Annotated in this window: 22 protein-coding genes; 7 read left to right on the forward strand and 15 right to left on the reverse strand. The window is 66.2% G+C overall.

The window, feature by feature from the left end; all coding sequences use genetic code 11:
• Positions 1 to 79: 79 nt before the first annotated feature.
• The 5 genes from MTY59_RS13470 to MTY59_RS13490 all read right to left on the reverse strand — a co-directional run bounded on the left by MTY59_RS13470 (position 80) and on the right by MTY59_RS13490 (position 4,707).
• Positions 80 to 880 (reverse strand): NAD(P)-dependent oxidoreductase, encoded by an 801-nt coding sequence (locus MTY59_RS13470; RefSeq protein ID WP_221046069.1) that lies wholly within the window; start codon positions 878 to 880, stop codon positions 80 to 82.
• On the reverse strand, positions 877 to 1,692 hold the full coding sequence (locus MTY59_RS13475; RefSeq protein ID WP_221046070.1) for an NAD(P)-dependent oxidoreductase: 816 nt from the start codon (positions 1,690 to 1,692) through the stop codon (positions 877 to 879). The genes MTY59_RS13470 and MTY59_RS13475 overlap by 4 nt, the downstream gene beginning before the upstream one ends.
• Positions 1,692 to 2,582 carry an alpha/beta hydrolase gene (locus tag MTY59_RS13480; protein ID WP_221046071.1) on the reverse strand — a complete coding sequence of 297 codons (891 nt, stop codon included), beginning with the start codon at positions 2,580 to 2,582 and terminating at the stop codon, positions 1,692 to 1,694. Before MTY59_RS13480 ends, MTY59_RS13475 begins: the two co-directional genes overlap by 1 nt.
• The gene (locus MTY59_RS13485) at positions 2,579 to 4,234 is read right to left on the reverse strand and encodes a thiolase C-terminal domain-containing protein (protein WP_221046072.1); all 1,656 of its coding nucleotides are present in this window, start codon (positions 4,232 to 4,234) and stop codon (positions 2,579 to 2,581) included. The genes MTY59_RS13480 and MTY59_RS13485 overlap by 4 nt, the downstream gene beginning before the upstream one ends.
• Positions 4,235 to 4,383: 149 nt before the next feature.
• Positions 4,384 to 4,707, reverse strand: a complete 324-nt coding sequence (locus MTY59_RS13490) for a hypothetical protein (RefSeq protein ID WP_221046073.1) — start codon at positions 4,705 to 4,707, stop codon at positions 4,384 to 4,386.
• A gap of 185 nt (positions 4,708 to 4,892) precedes the next feature.
• On the opposite strand from MTY59_RS13490, the gene MTY59_RS13495 reads away from it, so the two are divergent.
• From MTY59_RS13495 to MTY59_RS13505, 3 genes are read left to right on the forward strand one after another with little or no spacing between them, the layout of a single operon-like run.
• Entirely contained in the window at positions 4,893 to 5,816 is a 924-nt protein-coding gene (locus MTY59_RS13495; protein WP_221046074.1) for an NAD-dependent epimerase/dehydratase family protein, read from the forward strand.
• Positions 5,817 to 5,827: 11 nt separating this feature from the next.
• Positions 5,828 to 6,571, forward strand: coding sequence for a hypothetical protein (locus MTY59_RS13500; RefSeq protein WP_221046075.1), 744 nt, complete (start codon positions 5,828 to 5,830; stop codon positions 6,569 to 6,571).
• A gap of 12 nt (positions 6,572 to 6,583) precedes the next feature.
• Positions 6,584 to 7,540: an LLM class F420-dependent oxidoreductase gene (locus MTY59_RS13505; RefSeq protein WP_221046076.1), complete on the forward strand. Its 957-nt coding sequence runs from the start codon at positions 6,584 to 6,586 to the stop codon at positions 7,538 to 7,540.
• On the opposite strand, the gene MTY59_RS13510 is transcribed toward MTY59_RS13505, so the two are convergent.
• Genes MTY59_RS13510 through MTY59_RS13520 form a run of 3 tightly spaced genes read right to left on the reverse strand, consistent with a single transcriptional unit; the run spans position 7,541 to position 10,341 of the window.
• Complete coding sequence (locus tag MTY59_RS13510) at positions 7,541 to 8,716, reverse strand: acyl-CoA dehydrogenase family protein (RefSeq protein ID WP_221046077.1); 1,176 nt, start codon at positions 8,714 to 8,716, stop codon at positions 7,541 to 7,543. It abuts the gene before it with no gap.
• Between the two features lie 27 nt (positions 8,717 to 8,743).
• Positions 8,744 to 9,040: a ferredoxin gene (locus MTY59_RS13515; protein ID WP_221046078.1), complete on the reverse strand. Its 297-nt coding sequence runs from the start codon at positions 9,038 to 9,040 to the stop codon at positions 8,744 to 8,746.
• Complete coding sequence (locus tag MTY59_RS13520; protein WP_221046079.1) at positions 9,037 to 10,341, reverse strand: NADH-ubiquinone oxidoreductase-F iron-sulfur binding region domain-containing protein; 1,305 nt, start codon at positions 10,339 to 10,341, stop codon at positions 9,037 to 9,039. The genes MTY59_RS13515 and MTY59_RS13520 overlap by 4 nt, the downstream gene beginning before the upstream one ends.
• Before the next feature lie 36 nt (positions 10,342 to 10,377).
• On the opposite strand from MTY59_RS13520, the gene MTY59_RS13525 reads away from it, so the two are divergent.
• Positions 10,378 to 10,851, forward strand: a complete 474-nt coding sequence (locus tag MTY59_RS13525) for a hypothetical protein (RefSeq protein WP_221046080.1) — start codon at positions 10,378 to 10,380, stop codon at positions 10,849 to 10,851.
• Between the two features lie 5 nt (positions 10,852 to 10,856).
• Here MTY59_RS13525 and MTY59_RS13530 read toward each other — a convergent pair whose 3' ends face one another.
• The 6 genes from MTY59_RS13530 to MTY59_RS13555 form a co-directional block, all read right to left on the reverse strand.
• Complete coding sequence (locus tag MTY59_RS13530; protein WP_221046081.1) at positions 10,857 to 11,723, reverse strand: alpha/beta fold hydrolase; 867 nt, start codon at positions 11,721 to 11,723, stop codon at positions 10,857 to 10,859.
• A 15-nt stretch (positions 11,724 to 11,738) separates the two neighbouring features.
• Positions 11,739 to 12,137, reverse strand: coding sequence for a Rieske (2Fe-2S) protein (locus tag MTY59_RS13535; protein WP_064882584.1), 399 nt, complete (start codon positions 12,135 to 12,137; stop codon positions 11,739 to 11,741).
• Between the two features lies 1 nt (position 12,138).
• Positions 12,139 to 13,284 (reverse strand): amidohydrolase family protein, encoded by a 1,146-nt coding sequence (locus MTY59_RS13540; RefSeq protein WP_221046082.1) that lies wholly within the window; start codon positions 13,282 to 13,284, stop codon positions 12,139 to 12,141.
• A 29-nt stretch (positions 13,285 to 13,313) separates the two neighbouring features.
• Entirely contained in the window at positions 13,314 to 14,405 is a 1,092-nt protein-coding gene (locus MTY59_RS13545) for an amidohydrolase family protein (protein ID WP_221046083.1), read from the reverse strand.
• 249 nt (positions 14,406 to 14,654) lie between these two features.
• Entirely contained in the window at positions 14,655 to 15,551 is an 897-nt protein-coding gene (locus tag MTY59_RS13550) for an NAD(P)-dependent oxidoreductase (protein WP_221046084.1), read from the reverse strand.
• An 8-nt stretch (positions 15,552 to 15,559) separates the two neighbouring features.
• Entirely contained in the window at positions 15,560 to 15,940 is a 381-nt protein-coding gene (locus tag MTY59_RS13555) for a carboxymuconolactone decarboxylase family protein (RefSeq protein ID WP_221046085.1), read from the reverse strand.
• 294 nt (positions 15,941 to 16,234) lie between these two features.
• On the opposite strand from MTY59_RS13555, the gene MTY59_RS13560 reads away from it, so the two are divergent.
• The 3 genes from MTY59_RS13560 to MTY59_RS13570 all read left to right on the forward strand — a co-directional run bounded on the left by MTY59_RS13560 (position 16,235) and on the right by MTY59_RS13570 (position 19,116).
• Entirely contained in the window at positions 16,235 to 16,873 is a 639-nt protein-coding gene (locus MTY59_RS13560; protein WP_221046431.1) for a nitroreductase family protein, read from the forward strand.
• Positions 16,874 to 16,958: 85 nt separating this feature from the next.
• The gene (locus tag MTY59_RS13565) at positions 16,959 to 17,957 is read left to right on the forward strand and encodes an acyl-CoA dehydrogenase family protein (protein WP_221046086.1); all 999 of its coding nucleotides are present in this window, start codon (positions 16,959 to 16,961) and stop codon (positions 17,955 to 17,957) included.
• Positions 17,941 to 19,116, forward strand: coding sequence for an acyl-CoA dehydrogenase family protein (locus MTY59_RS13570; RefSeq protein ID WP_221046087.1), 1,176 nt, complete (start codon positions 17,941 to 17,943; stop codon positions 19,114 to 19,116). The genes MTY59_RS13565 and MTY59_RS13570 overlap by 17 nt, the downstream gene beginning before the upstream one ends.
• 5 nt (positions 19,117 to 19,121) lie before the next feature.
• Here the strand turns inward: MTY59_RS13570 and MTY59_RS13575 are convergent, their stop codons facing one another.
• Positions 19,122 to 20,516: an alpha/beta hydrolase gene (locus MTY59_RS13575; protein WP_221046088.1), complete on the reverse strand. Its 1,395-nt coding sequence runs from the start codon at positions 20,514 to 20,516 to the stop codon at positions 19,122 to 19,124.
• Between the last annotated feature and the right edge of the window lie 242 nt (positions 20,517 to 20,758).

Here is a 20,758-nt window from a genome sequence, read left to right on the forward strand (position 1 = left end):
CCTTTACAGCGGAGCCCCTGACTGTAACGCTAACGGTAATACCTTCGTGACGAACCGGAAAGACCAAAACGCTGGTATTTCAAACCCTCTTCGCGAAGTCGATCTTCTCCATGACGTCATCCAGCGCACCCAGCCCGCCGCCCAGCTCCGCGGCGATACCGCGGACGACGGCCACATCTTTACCGACGAACTCGCCGGCGACCTCGATGAATGACGCGACGGAACCGCCTGACGCGACGAGGTTCAGCACGTGGCTGGCCGCGCTGCCGTGCTGCAAGGCGGTCAGCAACGTCGATTCCGGCACGCCAAGCCGCTCTCCCAGTCGAATTGACTCCGCAAGCAGCCCGATCTGCGCGGCGAACAGCGCATTGTTGACGAGCTTCACCTTCTGGCCGGCACCCGTGGGCCCGACGCGCAGGACGGGATCTGCATAGCAGCCCAGCAATGGCCGCACCCGGTCAACCGATTGGTCGGCGCCGCCCACGAACAGCGTGAGCCGGCCGGCCTCGATGTCGTGCGGCCCACCGCTTACCGCGGCGTCAACGACGCCAACCGCGGTGGCGCGCTCGGCGATGGCGACCAGGGTGTTCGGATTCGCGGTGGTGTGTACCACCAGTACCGAACCGGCCGGCATGCTCGGCAGCAGTGCGGTGTCCAGGCAGACATCCCGCAGTTGTTGGTCGGTGAACACGCAGAGCGCCACCACATCGGCGTCCGCACCGGCCTTGGCCGCCTCGTCGACCGCCCGCGCGCCCAGTTGCTCGAGTTCGCGGCGCTTTTCGACGGTCCGGCCCAGTGCGTGGACGTCGTGACCGGCCGCCACCAGACGGCCCACCATGGGGCGACCCATCCGCCCCGCCCCGATGAATCCGACCCTCACCGGGGGCGTTTCATCAGGGCCAGCGCCGCGTCGGCCGCATCGAGCACGGCCCCGCCGTTCGCCCCGACCCGGCCGGCGAGGTCGACCACCAGCCGGACATCCTTCTGCAGCAGGCCTCCCGCGACACCGGCCAACCGATCCAGCCCGCCGATACCGCCGAGGGCGTTGAGCGCGAAGCTGTTTCCACTACTGCGGGAAACCACCTCGGTGAGACGGTCCGGCTCGACGCCCAGCTCCCCGGCGAGTGACAGGGCGGCGGCCGCAGTGGCCAGGTTGGCGGTGAACAACAGATTGTTCAGCAGCTTCGTGGTTTGTCCGGAACCCAGTTCGCCGAGGTGAACGACCGGATCGGCATAGGTTTCGAAGACCGGACGGCAGCGTTCGACGACGTCGGTATCACCGCCGACCATCACCAGTAGCCGGCCCTCGGCCGCCGCGCCTCCGCCTCCGCTCACCGGCGCGTCGATGACGGAAACACCCTGCGGGGCGGCCTTGTTCGCAAGCTCGCGGCAGGTGTTCGGGTGCACCGTGCTGTGCACGGCGATGACGCTGCCGGTTTGCATCGTCGTCAATAATCCGTTTTCGCCGCAGGCGAGTTCGTCGACGTCGGCATCGCCGATCACGCAGAGGCACACCAGATCACTGGCCGCGGCCAGCTCGGCGGGAGACCCGGCGACTTTCGCCGGGGTGTCGGCGAACGCTTCGAGGGCCTCCGGTCTGCGCGCCCACAGCGTGGTGGGGTATCCGCCCTCGGCGATCCGCCGCGCCATGGGTCCGCCCTGGCTGCCCAAGCCGATGAATCCGACGCGCATCACCCAGCCTCCAGATCGGATTCGGTGTTCGATGCACGCTCAGTCACGCATTCCCGGACGAAATCAAGAACTTTCGAGTGGTAGTCCGGGGCGGCGTGGCTGAGGCTGATGTTGTGCGCGGCGCCCGGTTGTCGATGCACGATGAACCGCGGCGCCCCGGCGAACAGTGCGCCGATCTCGGTCACCGCCGCATCGTCGGTCTGCCAGACCTTTTCGTGCTCGGCGATGCTGAAGTGCACCGGGACGCGCACGGCGGGCGCCAGCTCCGGAAAGGTCTGTCGCGCCCAGTCCGATACCATCTGGTCCTCGTAAGACGGAGCCGACGGCGAAACCGTGGCTCCGCCGAGGACCTTGGGCGGGTAGAGTTCCTCTGGGCTCCAGAGCAATTCGCGCATGCCCGACGGGCGGCGTTCGCGGGTAGCCATTTTCAGTATTTCCTTGGCCGCGGGGTGGTAGTGGCGGCCGGTGCCCGCGAGCTCGATGCCGAGCAGGTCGGCACCCCGGGCGTCGGCGGCCAACCGTATCGTCAGCTCGCAACCGCCCGAATGGCCCCACACGAATACGCCTGCGCCACGCGGCCGTTCGCCGAGGATGCGATCGACAGCACCGTAAGCCAGGTTGACGCGCTGCTCACCGGAGACCATCGCTTCGGGATAGGGCGCCGAGCTGCCATAGCCGGGCCGATCCAGGGCCACCACGGTGAATCCGGCTGCCGCGCCGGTCCGGGCAAGGGAATACGACGGATGGCCCGGGCAGTCGAAATACATTGCGGTGGTACCGCCCCCGTGAATCGCCACAATCACGGCCTTGGGGTCTTCGGCTTCGGCGACCAACGCCGACATCGGTACCCCGTCCACGATCACCAGCCGGGGACGGGGAGCGGAACTCATGTGTCGGCCCGCAGCAGGATCACGCCGCTAGGGGTGAGGCCGCCACTACTGACCACACCGACGCGAGCGTCGGCGACCTGGCGGTCACCGGCCTCGCCGCGAAGCTGGGTGATCGCCTCGTGCAGGAGTCCCATGCCGTGCGTGCGGCCGTGCGAAAGCTGGCCGCCGTGGGTATTGAGCGGCAACAGGCCGTCGCGCGCAATGTTCTTGCCGCCGTCCAGGAATTCCTTGGCCTCACCGATACCGCAGAAACCCAGCGCCTCGATCCAGGACAGGCAGTTGAAGGAAAAGCCGTCGTAGAGCTCGGCGACGTCGACGTCGGCGGGCCGCAGCGAGGTGCGTGTCCACACGTGTGCCGCCTGGCCCAGTACCTGGGGTTCGTGGGTGAGAGTGCTTTGGTCCCAGTCGAGTCGCTCGACGATCTGCGTACCCACCGCTTCCACCAGCACCGGCGGCTTGGCCAGGTCGCGGGCGGCGTCGACGGCCGAGACGATGACGGCGATGGCGCCGTCGCACGGCACGTCGCAGTCGTACAGTCCGAACGGTGTGGTGATGGGCCGCGCGTTGAGGTAGTCGTCCATCGTCATCGGCGTCCGATAGATGGCGGTCGGGTTGAGTTCGGCGTTGGCGCGCTGGTTCAACGCGATCCAGCCCAGCGTTTCCTTGGTGGTGCCATACCGGTGAAAGTGCCGCTGCGCGTTCATCGCCAACGTGTGTGCCGCCGACGTCGCGCCGAATGGCATCTGCCAGCCCGACATTCGGCCCATCGACGGGGTGATCTTGCCCTGCTTCATCAGCTCGCCGTTGGTGGCTTCCCACAGCGTGCGGAAGCACAGCACGTGACGCGCCAGCCCGCAGGCGACCGCGAGCATCGCGGCGATCACCGAGCCACCGGGGCCGAACGTCTCCATCGCGCCGTTGTGCCAAGTCGGCCGGATGCCGAGTGCGCCCTCGAGGGCGGTGGTGCCGCCCTCCCCGAAGCCGCCGACATTGATCGCGCCGGGGTAGGTGGACAGGCCGTCGATGTCGGCGTAGGTCAGGCCGGCATCGGCGATGGCCGCTTCGCACGCCTGCACCGTCAGCGCCAGTGGCATCTGCATCAACCGGCGTCCGATCGGCGACGCGCCGATCCCGGTCAGCGCGACCTTGTCCTCGAACTTTTCGGCGGTCAGCATCGGCCGGACGTGTTCGCCGAACCGTTCCGGCGCGATCTCATCACCCGGTAGGGGACCGGACTGCCCGTCGGCACGCGGCTTGAACAGCGGAAACCACACATCCTCGACCTGCTCGAAGACGACCTCGACCTGTTCGCCGAGTTCGAGCTGATCGGGTTCGCACTCGACGATGTTGGTGGTCAACCGAACCCGCGGGTCCTCGGCGATCGCCACTTGCGCAATTACGTAGGGCGCCGCCAGTCCGGGCAGGCTGAACCGTTCGTTGACGGTGAATCCGGCGAGCGTCGCCCGGCCCGAAACTGCCCGCACTCCGATGTCGCGGGACCGGCAGTACCGGCAGACCGGCGCGGGTGGATGGATCAGCGATTCACAGGCCCTGCATTCCTGCAGCCGTAGCTTTCCGTCGGCGCCGGACTTCCAGAAAAACTCGTTCTCCTGCGTGACCTGGGGCAATGGGCGGCCCGGCGCTGCTGACACGTCACCTCCGCGAGTCGAACGGCCCCGAAAGCAGTTTGGTAGGCCCGTTATACGAATCGGAGAATTACGTTATCACTCCCGAGCAGGGGCGATCTAGACGGCGTAGGCAGTGCTCGTGATGCATCTCAGGCCAGGAAAAACGCCCGCCGTCAGTACGGCACCCAGACGCCGTCGAAATAGGCGCCCCATTGGTGGAAGCCGGCACTCCACATCGGGGCGTTCGGTGACCACCACGGCTGAGGCGGTGGCGGCGGTGGCACATCCTGTGCCACGAATGACGGCGCATATGCCGGCGGAGCGGTGTACCACGGCGGCGGCGCCGGCAGCGGTTTGCATTCAAACGTCGACACATTCCACGACATGTTGGGATCGCACTGCGCCGAGCCGATTGCCGGCGTCGCGATCACCGCGACAGTCATCGCCACGAAGGCGACCGCAATGGCGGCGGTCAGACGACCAAAAATCCACCTCATGGTGGGCCTCCCAGTTGGGGCCATCGCGACCCCGGCTGGTGTCAGTTTATTCCGCCGTTACCGCCGCGACCAGATGAAACCATTCGGCGCGACACAACACCGGGCTGGGTCGTCGTGGCGTTTCCTGTCGGCGAAGAGTTATGCTCGCCAGCGCGGTATCAAGTACTTAACACTCGGAGGGCTGGTTGCTCGACGCAGAGAAGATCCTGATCACCGGGGCGACGGGCAAGATCGCGTTTCCGATCGCGCGTGCTCTGGCGGCGGCGGGAAACGAGGTGTGGGGCGCCGCGCGCCTGAAAGATCCGGCCGCCCGGCAAAAACTGGTGGACGCCGGGATCAGGCCCGTGGCGCTGGATGTCAGTGCCGGCGACTTCTCAGCGCTCCCGGACGATTTCACCTACGTCTTTCATGCGGCCGTAGACCCGGGCACCGAGGACTGGAGCCGGTGCGTTGAAACGAACGCACAGAACTCGGGCGAATTGCTCCACCACTGCCGCGCCGCAAAGGGTTTCGTCTTCTGCTCCACCGGCTCGATCTACGCCTACCAGGGCCGCCGACCGCTGACCGAGGCCGATCCGCCGGGGGCGCCGTTGCGGGCGAACTACAGCTTCTCCAAGGTTGCCGCGGAAGCGGTGTGCACCTGGGTCGCCAGGCGCTACCAGGTTCCGCTCACCATCATCCGGATCTGTTCGACGTATGGGCCCCAGGGCGGTGCGCCCGCCGACCGTCTCGATGCGATGTTGGCGGGCAAGCCCATTCGGCTGCATCCCGACAAGCCGAACCATTACAACCCCATCTACGAAGACGACTACGTGGAGCTCGGCATCCGCGCGCTGGAAGTCGCCGCGGTGCCGCCCGTGGTGGTGAACTGGGCGGGCAGCGAGACGGTCAGCGTCGAGGAGTACTGCACCTTCATGGGTGAGCTCGTCGGTGTCGAGCCGATCTTCGAGTACACGCCCCAGGCGCACACCCCGCTATGGCCGGACGTCACCCGCATGCACGACGTGCTCGGCCGCACCAAGGTGCCCTGGCGCGAGGGCTTCCGGCGCATGGTCGCGGCCCGCCATCCCGAAATTCCGCTGCCCCAACATGAATCGACGAGACCCTGAGGGCTGACGCTATGCATCTTCCCGGCACGCCGTCGGACGAGGTCGCCGAGATTCTCGCCACCGGGAGCGGCGAGATCACCACGTTGTTCGTCTCCATGGCGATCCGCCACCCCGACGGGAAGGACGCGGAGTACCTGCGCTGGCACAGCATGGACCACCGCCCCGAGCAACACCGGCTGGCCGCGGTGCGCGCCTCGTTGCGCCTGGTGTCGACACCGGCCTGCCGTGCCGCACGCGCGCTCAGCGAGGGGCCCTTGGACGCGGTCGATCACGTGATGACGTACTTCTTCACCGACACGGCCGGACTGCAGGATTTCAATGAGCTGTCAACGGCATTGGGCAATGCCGGCCGCAAACTCCCGCTGCTGCCACCGGTCGAGCGCGGCGTTTACGAGGTGCAACGCAAAGCGGCCGCGCCGCGCGTCAGGGTCGGGTCGGACGTGCTGCCCTGGCTGCCCGTGCGGGGCGCGTTCGTGTTGGTCGAGCGGGGATCGGCGTCGTTGAACCCGCTGGTGGAGGTCGACGGTGTCGCCGGTGTCTGGTCCGCGTTGTCGCGCCAGGTCGATGCCAGCCTGGCCAGTGCCCGAGCGAACCAGACGATCACCTGCTGCTTCCTCGATGACGATCCCATCGCCAGCGCCGAACGGCTGCGCCCGGTGCTTAAGGCCCGCTGGGCCGAGTCGGACATCAAACCTCTTTTCGCCGCGCCATTTTTCGCGGTCGTTCCATACGAGTGGGATCGGTATGTGCCATAGGGGACGGGTTCCGTGCGCATCGGCTTGATGGTTGGCTCCGATAAGGAGCGCTCGCGCGCGGATCGGCTAGCCGGGCTGATCGACGACGGTGTCGCGGCCGAAGGCGACGGGTTCACATCGTTTTGGATGCCGCAGGTCCCCGGTTACCTCGACGCCATGACCGCCGTGGCTTTACTCGGGCAGGCCACCGATCGCATCGAGATCGGAACGGCCGTCGTTCCGATCCAGACTCGCCATCCGATGATCATGGCGCAACAAGCGCTGACCACCCAGGTGGCATGCGGCGGGCGGTTCACGCTCGGCATCGGGCCCTCGCATCACTGGATTGTCAACTCGCAACTGGGCTTGCCCTACGACCGCCCGGCGCGGTTGATGGATGACTACCTCGCCGTGCTCCAGGCGTCCTTCGCGGGACCGGGGACTGTCGACGTCGACAACGAAAACTATTGCGTCCATTCGCCGGTCGATGTCACGGACGCATTCGAGATGCCGGTACTGTTATCGGCGCTCGGGCCGACAATGCTGCAACTCGCCGGCGGGCGGGCTGGTGGCACCATCCTCTGGATGGCGGACGAGCGGGCGATCGGAGACCACGTCGTTCCCCGCATCACCGCGGCGGCGAAGCGGGCCGGGCGGGCCGCGCCGCGGATCGTCGCCGGCGTTCCCGTCGCGCTCTGCTCGGACCGCGAGATCGACGATGCTCGCGCCTACGCCAGCGAGGTGTTGGGGCACGCGGATTTCTCGCCGAACTATGTGCGGCTGCTGCAGCACGGTGACGCCGAGGATGTCGGCGACACCATGGCGGCCGGCGACGAGACGGCCGTCCTGGCTCGGCTGCGCCGCTATCGGGACGCGGGTGTCACCGACCTGGCCGTGCGAATCGTGCCGCTGGGCAAGGACATCAGTGAGCGGACCGACTCGCGACGCCGGACTCAGCAGTTCCTGTCGTCGCTGTGTCCGGCTCTGTGATCAGCGCGCCGGAAGTCCAAGCACACGCTGGGCGATGATGTTGCGCTGGATCTCCGACGTGCCGCCCGCGATGGTGCCCGCATAGCTGCTGATGTAGCGCGCGAACCAGCTGGCGGTGAAAAGGTCAGGCGCGTAAGGGTTGTACGGGGCGGTCAGCATTCTGTCGGCTAATCCGTCGACCCCGGCCGCGTCCAATGCGTGCCGCAGCGCGCTCTGCTCGGCCTCGGAACCGAACACCTTCAGCACGGACAACGCGGCCACGTCTACTTCACCGCGGGCCGCTCGGCCCAGCGCGGCGGACCCGAGCAGTCGTAATGCGTAGTAGTCCATCACGATGGTGCCGTAGTGGTCCGCGTTCACCTCGCCGACCGGCCGGTAGTCCTCGAGGAGTTGCTCGAGCCGGTTCGCGAAGGCCATCCACATCAGCGTGCGCTCGTGGCCGAGCGAGCCGTTGGCGACCTGCCACCCGCCATTGAGCGGGCCGACCAGGTTATCCGCGGGCACCCGGACATCGTTGAAGAACACCTCGTTGAAGTCCAGCTCGTCTGAGTCATAGACCGAAGGGAAGGGACGACGCACCACCCCGGGAACGTCGGTCGGGATGAGAAGTGCGCTGATTCCCTTGTGGCGGGGAGCGTTCGGGTCCGTGCGAACGAAGGTCAGAATGACATCGGCGTCATGGGCGCCGGAGGTCCATACCTTCTGCCCATTGACCACGAACTCAGCGCCCACCAACTCGGCCTTCGTGCGCAGCCCGGCGAGGTCGGAGCCGGCTCCGGGTTCGCTCATGCCCAGCGAAGCGGTCTTGTCGGCTCGCAAGATCGGAACGGCCCAACGCCGCTTCTGCTCCTCGGTGCCGAAGGACAACAGCGATGCCGCGATGATGCCGACGCCTTGCGGATTGAAGCAGTGATAGATCCGGCGCCGTGACAGCTCCTCGCGATGCACGAACTGCTGCAGGATGTTTGCGTTGCGGCCGCCGAATTCCGGTGGGTTGCCCGGCAGTAGCCACCCGTGGTCGAACTGGAGCCGCTGCCAGCGGCGTGACCATTCGGGCACGTGCGAAGTCGACGAAGGACGCTCCGCGGCTTGAGCCTGCGTCGGCAGGTGTTCGGTGAGGAAGTCGACGAACTCCGCGCGAAAGGCCTCTACGTCGCTGTCAAAGGTGAGTTGCATGGCATCACTTGTCCGGGCGAGGACCGCTCAACGCGTAAATCCCCACTCTGCCTCGTTCTCTTCGGTTTTGAGGTGCTCGGCCGGATCCTCGGTGTCGGCGAGTGTCGGCTGAGAGGCGCGCGAGGTGCGCTGACCGATTTCGGTGATGGCGTGCACCGGGCAGTCGAGCAGCGCCCGCATGACCGCGTCGCGATCCCGTTCGGCCACCGTGCCGTCCCCGATGAGGGATGCGTACCCCCAGTCGTCCAGCGAGAAGTATCCCGGAGCGTGCTTGGCGCAGATGCCGAAGCCGTCGCAAATGGTGCGGTCCAGACGGATTTTCATGCTTGCCTCACAGCTTCCGCCTCGTAGGGACGGTCCGCGCGGAACGCGCGGGGCGCGCAGTCCGGACACGTGCCGTCGCGATGCGCACCGACTTCGTCCGGGAACTGATCGAGCAGGCTGGCGGCAATGTTGGTGGCGGCATCCAGCGTGGCGCACGCGCCGCGTCCACGCAGCAGCACCGACCACCGGCGCAACCGTTCGACATCCTCTGTGGTCGCGGCGCCGTCGCGCAGCGCCCCGGCGGCCGCGGCCATCGCCGCCGTTCCGTTGAAGCACGATCCGCATTGCCCGGCGTTTTCGCGGTCGAAGTACGCGAGCACCGATGCCGCCACCGCAACGGGGCAGTCGTCGGTGATGACCGAAATCGCGCCGCAGCCCAAACCGCTGCCGACACGTCGCATCGTCTCGTGGTCCAGGGTTAGGTCCAGCACCGAGCGGTTGAGCAGACCGGCGAAGTAGCCGCCCATCAACGCACCGCGCACCTGGTCGGCTGAAACACCATGCAAACTAAGCAATTCGGTGAACGCCAGGCCGTGGGGGAGTTCGTAGAGCGCCGGCGGCTTACCGGCCCCGGTGATGGTGGCCAGGAAGGTGCCGGGTGACAACGCCGTGCCTTGCGACCGGTAATCGGCCGAGCTGTGGCCCTGCAGGTAGGGCAGGTTCGCCAAAGTCTCGACATTGCTCACCAAGGTGGGCCGGTCGTCGACTCCCGCTTCGAAGGGCCGCGGCGGTTTGTCTGTCGGCTTGGCCGGGCCGCCATTGATCGCCCGAACCGCGGCGGTTTCCTCGCCGGCGACGTATCCCGGTTGCACTGTGAACATGTCGATCGTGACACCGAGCGCGTCGGGATCCAGTTCGCCGAGCGCGGATTTGACGCTGTGCGCCGATTCGGGGTCGGACACGTAGATGTAGGCGCGGTCGGCGGCGACGATCGTCGCGGCGAGGCGCAGCCCGTCCAGGACCAGGTGAGGACGATTGCGCAGCAGCCAGCGGTCCTTGACCGAAGCCGGTTCTCCCTCTTCACCATTCGCGATGACGACGGGAACACCTAGCGAGCGGCCATTGTCGCGCACCGTGCGCAGCTTCACCGCGAGGGGAAACGCCGCACCGCCGCGCCCGACCAGACCGCTGGCGTCGATTTCGCTCAGGAATTCGTCGGGGTTGGCAAGCGGGCGGTAGCCGCCGAGCTTCCGATAGGTCACCAGATCTTCCCGGGCCTGGCCGGTGTGCTCACTCAGCAGCCGCGGCGTGCAACCGGGGAAGGTCGCGGTAGTGATGGTTGTGGACTCGGTGGTGTTCAAAGCTGGCCTGCCATCGTCTTAGTTAGGCTAGCGCACATGCGGACTGCGGTGGTGCGTGTCAACGTCGACCCGGACAGCGTGCTCACGCCCGCACAACTACGTGACGGCATGGCGGCTCTCCTCGAACTGGCGGCCACGGCCGGCGCGGAAGTGGTCGAGAACGACCTCGAGTCCATGCCCGCAAGCCGCCGCGAAGTCGAACTGCTCATTGCGGCCAAAGACGGCGACATGGCCAAAGAGACGGCGATCGGATTGTGCGCCAGCGCGTTCGGGGGTGCTCCTGTTCCGGGCGTGATCACGTTTGTCAGCCGGGGCACCGACGACGACGCGCACGGAGTGCTGTCTGCGTTCGGGTTGACCGGTGACATCGAGCGCACGCCCGGCGATGACGGATTCGACATCGTCCATGTGACGCTGCGGGAGTCCGACCTCGAACGGATTCCGGAAAGCCGGGTACACACGGCGCTGGAGGCGTCGCTCAACTGTGAGGTCCACATTCGCACCGTGTAGCACCATTACGAGCCCAGGAAGTCAAGGATCGCGGGCGCCGCCTGCACCCAGGTGTCGAACATGTTGAAGTGTTGCACCCGGCCCGCGGCGCGGTCTTCGGACGCGCGCTCCCAGGCGTCCTCGGGCCAGGGCGGGTCGATGAGCTTTGATCCCTTGATCAGGCAGCTCACCTCCAGCGACGTCCGCTTCGGGTGGTCCATGTCGTTCTCACCGCCGCGAATGATCAACGTGGGGACCTTGATCCGGTCGAACATCTCGTCCTCGACGCCCGGAATCGTCTGGCCCGGCTTGGAGACGAAGGCATTGAGCCAGCGCAGCATCACCTTGAGGAACGCATCCTTATCGAAGTCGAGGAACCGCTGCTTGTTGTTCGGGTTCTCCTCGATGCGCTCGCGCCATTCGGCCACCTTCACCACGCCGTCCATGCCGGTGCCGCGCACCGCGAGAATGCTGGGAACGATGTAGAAGGAGCCGAGCACGAAGGTGCCGTAGATGCCGCCGACGATGTTCCACACCACGAGCTTGGTGACCATCTCGGGGTAGAGCATCGTGGTCAGCATGGAATCCCTTGCCCCGCCAGACCCTCCGGCCAGAATGCAGCGCTCGAAGCCCAGGCCGGTCACCAGCTTGTGCAGCGTCTCGGCGCGCATGTGTGACTCGCTCTGCCCGTAGAATTGCACATCGGAGGCGCCACAGTTGGGCCGGTCCCACAGCAGCACCCGGTAGCCACCGTCGGCCAGGGCATCGGCCAGCGGACGCAGGCCGGGGATCTCCTTGCTGAACCGGCCGCCCGGCGTCAGGGCAATGAGATCGCCAGAGTCACCGAGGATTTCGTAGACGACGTTTCCCCCGTTGATCTCGATAGAAGGCACCCGATTCTCCTGTAGTTAGGCCTGAACCAAAACGTCATTGCCGACGACGCGCACCGGATAGGTACGGATACTCCATTCGGGCTTGACCGCGGTGGTACCCGTCGCCAGCTCGAAACCCCATTGGTGCCAAGGACAGTAGATGTATTCCAGGTCGCGCACCATGACGGAGTCACCCGGCGCGGTCTCGTCGACGATCGTGCGTCCCCGGGCTCGTCCCGAACACAGCGGCCCGCCTTGGTGCGGGCAGTAGTTCGCGATGGCGTAGAAGGTGCCGTTGACATTGTAGACGCCGACGCCGTGCCGTCCGATCGGTACCAGTTTGTGTGTGCCCGGCGGGATCTCGTCTACGGTTGCGACTACATGCTCGCGGCCCTGGGCGAGACGTGGCTCGGGCCGCTTGGTTTCCTCCGTCAACTCAGAGCACCCGGGTCTGACCCTCGAGTACCGGAACGGTCTCGGGCAGGTGATAGGTCGCGATGCCGTTCTTGTACATGACCGCGTCGCGGGCGTGCTTGGGCAGGTGCTTGACCAACCAGCGCGGGTCGTCGAACGTCCAGTGCGGGTAGTCCGAGGAGAACAGCAGGATCTTCTCGCACTCCATCCATTCCAGCGCGCGGGTCAGTTCGGTCTTGTCCTCCGGATAGTCCAGCGGCTGGGTGGTGAACTTGATGTGGTCCTTGACGTACTCGCTTGGCTTGCGCTTGATGTCGAGCCACGACTTGCGTGCGTCGTAGATCGCGTCCATGCGCCACATCAGCGGCAGGATCCAGCTGAATGCGTGCTCGACGAAGACGATCCGCAGCGTCGGGAACCGGTCGAAGACACCGTCGAAGATCAGGCTCATCACCTGGTTGGCCGCCAGCAGGGAGTAGGTCACCATGAAGTCGTGGTTGTAGCTGGGGAACCCGACCGGCGGGATCGGCAGCTCATCGAACTGGCTGCGTGACAGGTGGCAGCTCACGGTGATGTCGTGCTTGGTGGCGGCCGCCCAGATCGGGTCGTACTTCGGGTGGCCCCAGGACGGCCGCGGCTCGGCCTTGATCAGAATCTGTGCCATGAAGGGGTGTCCGGCCCAGCGTTCGATCTCGCGCACCGACTCTTCCGACTCCTCGATCGCGATACAGATCGACCCGCGCCACCGTTCGTGCCAGTTGTTGTGGCTGTCCAGCCAGTGATTGGCCTGCCAGTCGTTCAGCGCGGCCGACATCGCATGCTGTGCTTCGGGAATGCGTGCCGGGTAGGCCGCGGGTTCCAGGATAGCGATGTCGGAGCCGGCCTCCATGATCAGCTGACGGAACGCCAAATCCGGGTCGCTGCACGGGAACTCGCCGTTGGCGGGGAAGGAGTCCACGCGCATGGCGTAGGAGTGTGCGTAGTCCGGGGCGTCGTAGTAGATCTGCTCGCCAACGGAGCGAGTGAGGAAGTACTTGCTGCGCCACGGCTCGGGGATGTACGGGAGTAGCTCTCCGCGCTTGGGCGCCGGGTGAACATCCGAGTCGACGCAGCGGACGGCTATGCGCTCGGTAGCGGGAACCCGCTCCTGCGAATGGGTCAACGTCATCTGGCTCTCCTCAGTCCGTCGCGATACTTCTACTCTGCGCCCACCCCGGCGGGAATGTCTATGCCGTAGAGCTGCGCCGCGTTGCGCCAGCACAGCTTCTCGCGCTGCTCGGCGGACAACGCGCTGGGCAACTTCGTGACATCACCGCACTGCCAGTGTGGATAGCTCGAGCCGAACATCACCATGTCGTCTTTACCGGTGAAGCCGAACCATTCGCCGGCGAACTCGACGTCGCCGGGCCCGTCGAGACTGCCCTGAACGAAATACACGTGACCGGGCAGATAGTCGCTGGGAATTCGCGGAGCCCATGGTGTCTGCTCCAGGTGCGGTCGGCCGAAGGTGTCCATCCGCCAGATGAACGGCGTGATGAAGTCGGCGGCGCCATCGCCCCATACGAACTTGAGGCCGTCGAATCGCTCGAATACTCCCTCGGCGATCATGTTCATCTGGTGATACAGGTAGTTCAGCGCCATGAAGCTGACGTACTGCTCGTAGGTACGGGTGTTCCCGTTCGGCGTCGGCGGAAACGCGATGCCCGACCCGACTTCGATGTGCGCGGCGACGGGAAGCCCGGCGTCGACGGCGGCCTCCCAGATCGGCCAGAACTGCGGTTTTCCGTAGAGATCGCGGGACTGCAGCGGCACGCCGATCTGGACCACCCGCGGATGCGCGCGCCATCTCTCGATCTCGCGCAGCGCGCCCGGGATGTCGTCGGGGTTGACCCGGATGGTGCCGCGGAACCGCTCGCCGAATTGGCTGGACTCCAGCCAATTCGACACCATCATCTCGTTGTGCGCGGCGTGCAGCGCGCTGCCCAGGTGCCGGTCCGGCATGATGCCGCGCGCCATCGGGTGCAGGACCGCAACATCGACGCCGCGCTTCGAAAAAAGTTCATTGGCAACGAAATCCGGGTCGGAACCGGGGTATTGGCGGTCGGGGCCCTCGGTGTTGGGCGCGTACTCACCGCCGGGGGCGCCGTACCAGTCCATCTCGTAATCCGGAAAGCCGCGGCTCTTGAACGGCTCACGCAAAGTCTTTCGCAGCGCTTTGTTGGACGGGAAGAAGATGTGCACGCTCGCGTCGATCAACGGCGTGCTGGTTCCATCAGCGTGTGTGATCACGAGCGCCACCCTTCGGCTCCGGCGGCCGCGGCCAGCCGTGCGAGGTCATATGATAGCCAATCTAACATTTTCCTCGGCGGTCCATCAACGGGTTTCCGGTAAGCATTTCGTTTAATCATAATCCCTGGTAGCGGGCATTTTGCGATCCTATGAGCAAGTCGGGTTCTTCTTTCCGGATAATACCATTCTCCAAGCCGCGAAACGATGCGATCCGGGCCGTTCGTCACCGCGACGGCCGGCCTCCGAGGGCTACTCCGAAGACCCGCCCACCGTGACGCCGGCGGCCCGCTCGAACGGTTTGATCACCGTCGTGAAATCGGAGTCGGGCCCTTTTTCGGCGCGGGCGAGCGCCTCCCACAGCCGGCCGACAGTCTCGGCAACCTCGGCGGGCACACCAAGCGCTCTGGCTTCATCGAGATAAAGGCGCACATCTTTGAGCATCAGCCCGGTGGCAAAGCCGTAGTCGAAGGTGCGCGGCAGGATCGCGCGGGGGAACTTGTCGCGGCTCGCGCTCGTCGCACCCGATCCCGCATTCAGCACCTCGATCATCACGCCGGGATTTAGGCCGGCTTTGACGCCCATCACGACGACTTCCGCGGTCGCGGTCAGCACATTTGCCGCCAAAATGTTGTTCGCCAGCTTCATCGTCTGCGCCGAGCCGGGCTTGTCGCCGACATACACCGGCCGGCCCAGTGCTTCGAGCGCGGTTCGCACGGCGTCGAATTCGTGGCGCGGGCCGGACACCATCAGCGCAAGAGTGCCGTTCTCGGCCCCGCCGAGGCCGCCGCTGACCGGGCTGTCCATCGCCACGATATTGCGCTGGGCCAGCAGGCCGTGGATCTGCATCGCCATTTGGCTACCGACAGTGGACAAGTCGACGTAGCGCTTCACCCGTGCACCTTCGATTACTCCCGCCGGACCGGTGGCCACCTCGAGTGACGCGCCCGGTGTGGGCAGGCTGGCCAGCACCGTGTCGGCGCGATCTGCGACCTCTTTGGGCGATGACGCCGAGCGTGCTCCCAGGGCGACGACGCGCTCGAGGGCCTCGCCGCGCGTGTCGAAGGCGACGACATCATGTTTTTCACCAATGAGGCGACATGCCATGGGAAAGCCCATGTTTCCCAGCCCGATGAACCCGACGTCCACGCTGCGCCCTAGCCCCGGTCCAATTCGGCGAACGCCTCGTTTGCGATGCGAAAGCTGTCGACGGCGGCCGGCACACCGGCGTAGATGGCCACCTGCAGGAAGACCTCGCGGATTTCCTCACGGGTGACACCGTTGGTCAGCGCCGCCTTGACGTGGGTGCGTAATTCGTTGGGCCGGTTGAGCGCTGAGATCATCGCCAGGTTGAGCATGCTGCGGGTTTTTCGCGGTAGTTCCTCGCGGCCCCACACGGCGCCCCAGCAGTATTCGGTGACGAGGTCTTGCAGGGGTCCGGTGAAGTCGTCCGCGTTGGCCAATGCGCGGCTGACGTACTCCTCGCCCAGCACCTCGGAGCGGATTTGCAGCCCCCGCTGGTAGGTTTCGCGATCCAATGTTTTCCCCTTCAGTTCGGGGCAGCGGCCGCGATGTTGTCGTAGGTGCGCGCTGCCGAGGTTCCGATTGCCTGAGCGCAGTCTTGCATCATCGCCGCTCCGCGGCGTCTACAGTCGAGTTTCAGATGGGTCTGCCCGCTTGTGTCATCGTTCCGTCGGCGAGAATGCTGAAATGTAGCCGACGCCCAATCACCCTGCAGAGCTTGGGAATACGAGCTCACGGCGCGGGCCGGCGGCACCCCTAGACGTTGAGGAGAAGCAGTGAGCGGAGCGAGCGCGGACATCTGGGAAGTGATGTCGACGGCCCGAACGATCCGGCGCTTTACCGACGAACCGGTGGACGATGCAACTCTGGCGCGCTGCCTCGAGGCGGCCAGGTGGGCCCCCTCGGGTGCGAACGCGCAGGGCTGGCGTTTCGTGGTGTTGCGCTCGCCTGAGCAGCGGGCCGTGGTGGCCAAGGCCGCGGCCCACGCGCTGGAAGTGATCGAGCCGGTCTACGGCATGAGCCGGCCTGCCGTCGACGACACCAGCCGCCGCGCCCGTACCTACCGTGCGACGTATGAATTGCACGACCGGGCCGGTGAATTCACCTCGGTGCTGTTCGCCCAGGCGCACTACCCGACCGCGTCGGAGCTCCTGCTGGGCGGCTCGATCTTTCCCGCAATGCAGAACTTCCTGCTGGCGGCGCGCGCCCAGGGACTCGGCGCCTGTCTGACCAGCTGGGCCTCGTATGGCGGTGAACAGCTGCTGAGGGAAGCCGTCGGCATACCGGAGGGCTGGATGGTCGCGGGCCACATCGTGGTCGGGTGGCCGAAGGGCAATCACGGGCCGCTGCGCCGTCGCCCGCTTGCCGAGTTCGTGAACCTCGACCGTTGGGACAACGCCGCCGATGGCCTCGTCGAGGGTGCGCTCGGCGGGGATGGCCCGCATTGATAACCCGTGCCCGGAATCCGAGATTACTACTTCCGCAACCGAGAATGTTATTCTCGCCTGACAGTCACGACGAGAGGCGGCGCGGATGCTGTTGGAGTTCGATGCTGATCAGCGACTGTGGCAGGACACCGTGCGCGACGCCGTCGCGAAGCAGTGCCCGCCGTCGCTGGTGCGCAGCGTGGCCGAAGGGGGCGTCGACCCGAGCCCGCTGTGGAAATCGTATGTAGACCAGGGCTGGACCGAGCTCAGCGATGCGGACAGCGCCGTCGAGCTGGCCATCGTGCTCGAGGAGCTCGGCCGCGCCACCGACCCCACCCCGTTCCTGGCGACGATGAGCCAGTTCGCCCCGCTGGCCGGCGACCGGTTCGACCCGCACCAATCGGGCACCGCGGTCTACGGCGGGATCGCGGCGCACCGCGACGCCGAGGGTTGGGTGCTGGACGGCACGGCCCGCCATGTGCTCGACGGCGATCGCGCGGATCGGCTGGCCGTGGTGACCGATGCGGGCGTGTTCCTCGTCGAGTCCAGTCAGGTGTCGGCCCGGCGCGCGGCGGTGTTCGACCCGGTGCTGCACGTCGCCGACCTGTCGTTCGCGGACGTTCGGGTACCCGACAGCGAGCGGCTTACGGTCAACGCCGAGCGCGCCCATCATTCCGCGCTGACCGGCATGGCCATCACGATGGTCGGCGCCTGCCAACGCATCCTCGACCTGGTGCTCGAGCACGTCAAAAGCCGTCAGCAATTCGGCGTCGCGATCGGTTCCTTCCAGGCCGTCCAGCACAAGGCCGCCGACATGCACGTCGCGGTGGAACGAGCCCGCGCCCTTGCATACTTCGCCGCGCTGACGATCGCGGCCGACGATCCCCGCCGCCGGCTGGCCGCCGCGATGGCCAAGGCATCGGCAGGGGAATGCCAGTCGCTGGTATTCCGGCACGGCCTACAGCTGCATGGCGCAATGGGATTCACGTGGGAGAATGACCTGCAGTTCGCGCTGAAACGAGCAAAAGCGGGTGAGCTGATACTCGGCGGCGCGGCGGAGCACCGGGCGCGGATCGCGGAGGAATACCGTGCAGCTGACTTTTGATTCCGACGTCGAGGAGTTCCGTGCCGAGTTCTCGGCGTTCCTCGACGAAAACTTGCCCCCCGCAAGCGGAACGCTCGAGCGGCCCCGGTCGGTCTCGCACATGCCGCAGTGGGCGCGCGACTGGCAGCGGTTGTTGTTCGACAACGGCTGGCTACTACCCAGCCAGCCACCGGAATTCGGGGGCCGCAACGCGACGGTCATTCAGCAGTTCGTCTACCTCGAGGAACTCAGCCGCCGCCGGATTTACCACAGCTTCAACCCGCAGGGCGTGAACATCGTTGGGGCGTCGCTGTTGTCGTTCGGCAGCGACGAACAGAAGCGGCGCTGGGCGGTGCCGATCCTGCGGGCGGAGATCACCGCGTCACTCGGGATGAGCGAACCCAGCGCGGGCTCGGATCTGGCGTCGCTGCGGACCCGTGCGGTGCGCGACGGCGATCACTTCGTCGTCAACGGCCAGAAGGTGTGGACCTCGGGTGCCCACGACGCCGACGTCTTGTTGACGTTCGTCCGTACCAATCCAGATGCGCCGAAGCACAAGGGAATCAGCGCGCTCATCATCCCCACCGATACCCCGGGTCTGGTGCGCCGGCCGTTCCCGTCGATCTGCGGTGTCGACGATCTGGATTTCAACGAGGTCTTCTTCACCGACGTGCGGGTGCCGGCCGAGAACCTGGTCGGCGAGCTCGACCAGGGTTGGCGGGTGGCCAACGGATCGCTGGGGCATGAACGCACCATGATGTGGCTGGGTTTCGCCGATCGCCTCGAGAACATGATCGACGACTTCCATCCCAGCACCGAGGTCGAGCGAGACCAATACGCGAGCACGATCATGGACAAGCAGGCGCTGCGCCTGCTGGGTTCGGCGGCCCTGGCCCGCGCCGCGCGCGGCGAGGATGACGTGGCCGCGATCTCGGTGCTCAAGCTGCTCGGCTCCGAAGCGGAGTTGCGTGGCATGGAACTGGCCTTGACGTCCGCGGGATCCGAGGGGCTCGTGCACCCCGGGCTCACGGGGCCGTATGCGCACATGAACCTCGACCACTACTTCGCCAGCTGGTTCGAGCGTTACGCCCGCAGCTTCTCGGGGACCATCGCCGGCGGTACCTCCGAGATCCAGCGCAACATCATCGCCCAGCGGGTGCTCGGCCTGCCGCGCGGCTAGCGCGGTCACAGCGCTAGCTGACAGACATTGCCGGCCAACGGCATCCGGGCCACGCCCGGAGTGCCCAGCTGGCCTGCCAGCCACGGCAATGCCGTGGCAAACACCGTGCCGGCAGTCGGCCAGTCGTGCTTCCCGGGCTGGGCGACCACCGCGCAGTCGATGGCGTTCACCCGGCCGAGCTGGCACAGGGAAGCGGCGGCCGCAGCCTGATTACCAGGGTCAGAGGCAGCATTTCGGCTTGCGACAGACAGCGCGGCGTTATCGACAATCGTGACATTGCGATGCGGCGTCGGCGAACCACCAGAGGTGATCGCGAACCAACCGGATACGCCGGTGTAGCGGCCGTGGCGGTTGATCACCGTAGTCGGATCGAATCTCGCCCACGCGTCGGCGTCGCCGTCGAAAAGGTTGGCGATGGTTTGTGCCTTGGTTCCGGTGTTGGGGGTCAGGTCGCCCTCGATGTCGACGAACGAGCTGAACATGTCGGGGTGCATGACGGTGAGATCCACTGCGGTCGTCCCGCCCATCGACCAGCCGACGACGCCCCAGTGGGACGGGTCCGGGCTGACCCCGAAGTTCGAGACCATATAGGGCACAACGTCTTTCGTCAGATGGTCGGCCGCGTTGCCGCGGGTTCCGTTGACGCCTTCGGTGTCATTGTCGAACGCCCCGGTCGGGTCCACGAAAACCAGCACCGGTGCATTGCCGCCGTGCGCCGCCGCAAAGGCGTCGGCAGTCTGTACGGCGTTGCCGGCGCGCACCCAGTCGGCGGGCGTGTTGACCATGCCACCGATCATCATCACCGTCGGCAGCTGCGGCGGCGGGGAACTCGCAAACCACGCCGGCGGCAGGTAGACGATTTCCTCGCGGTGCTTGAAATGCGACGCGTCGTCGGGAGTCTGCACCGATACCAGGCTGCCGTTCGCGGGCTTGGTTCCCTTCGCCGCCAACGCAATCACGGCGGCCTTGTCGGTCTGGTTCGGCAGCCGAGCGGAGGTGATCTGCTCCCACGCGCCCTGCACGGTCTGGAAATAGCCGACCCATTGGTTGAGCACGAGCAGCGAGCAGAGCAGGCACAGCGGCACCGCCACGATCGACAGTGCACGCCGCCACCACCCCGCACCGCGCCAACCCAGGATCAGCACCGCCGTGGCCATGCCGACCAGCGCGATCCACACGTACAGCGCGTCCGGTGCCGACTTGCTGGCGCCGTCGGCGATGCAGGAATGCGCCCCGATGGCCGTCATGACTCCGGCGACGGCGGCGGCCGGCAGCCACAGCAGGCGCCAGCGACGCGACCGCCACCCGGCAGCGAGCCCCAGCATGATCGGCGTGACGATCTGGGCCGTGATCGGCACCCAACCGTGGATCAAAGATATGTGGTTGCCCAGAAGCGACATGGCGATTCCTCCTCTCAGCTGCCAGCGATCCAGCTGCGTGAGAAAAGGATCGAATGCCGACCTAGGCGAATTCTTGATGAATCCTTGGGCGCGCTCGCGGTGGCCTTCGGAGGGCCACGGCGTCGCGTGTGAATCTACGGCCTCGAGCGTGACGCCACGGCGGGTGCCGTCGGCGTGTCGTCGCCCTCAGCTCACAATCAAAGCCGTGGGTTCACACTCGACGGTCGGATGGCTGAAACTGC

Source organism: Mycobacterium senriense, assembly GCF_019668465.1.
Lineage (GTDB): Bacteria > Actinomycetota > Actinomycetes > Mycobacteriales > Mycobacteriaceae > Mycobacterium > Mycobacterium senriense.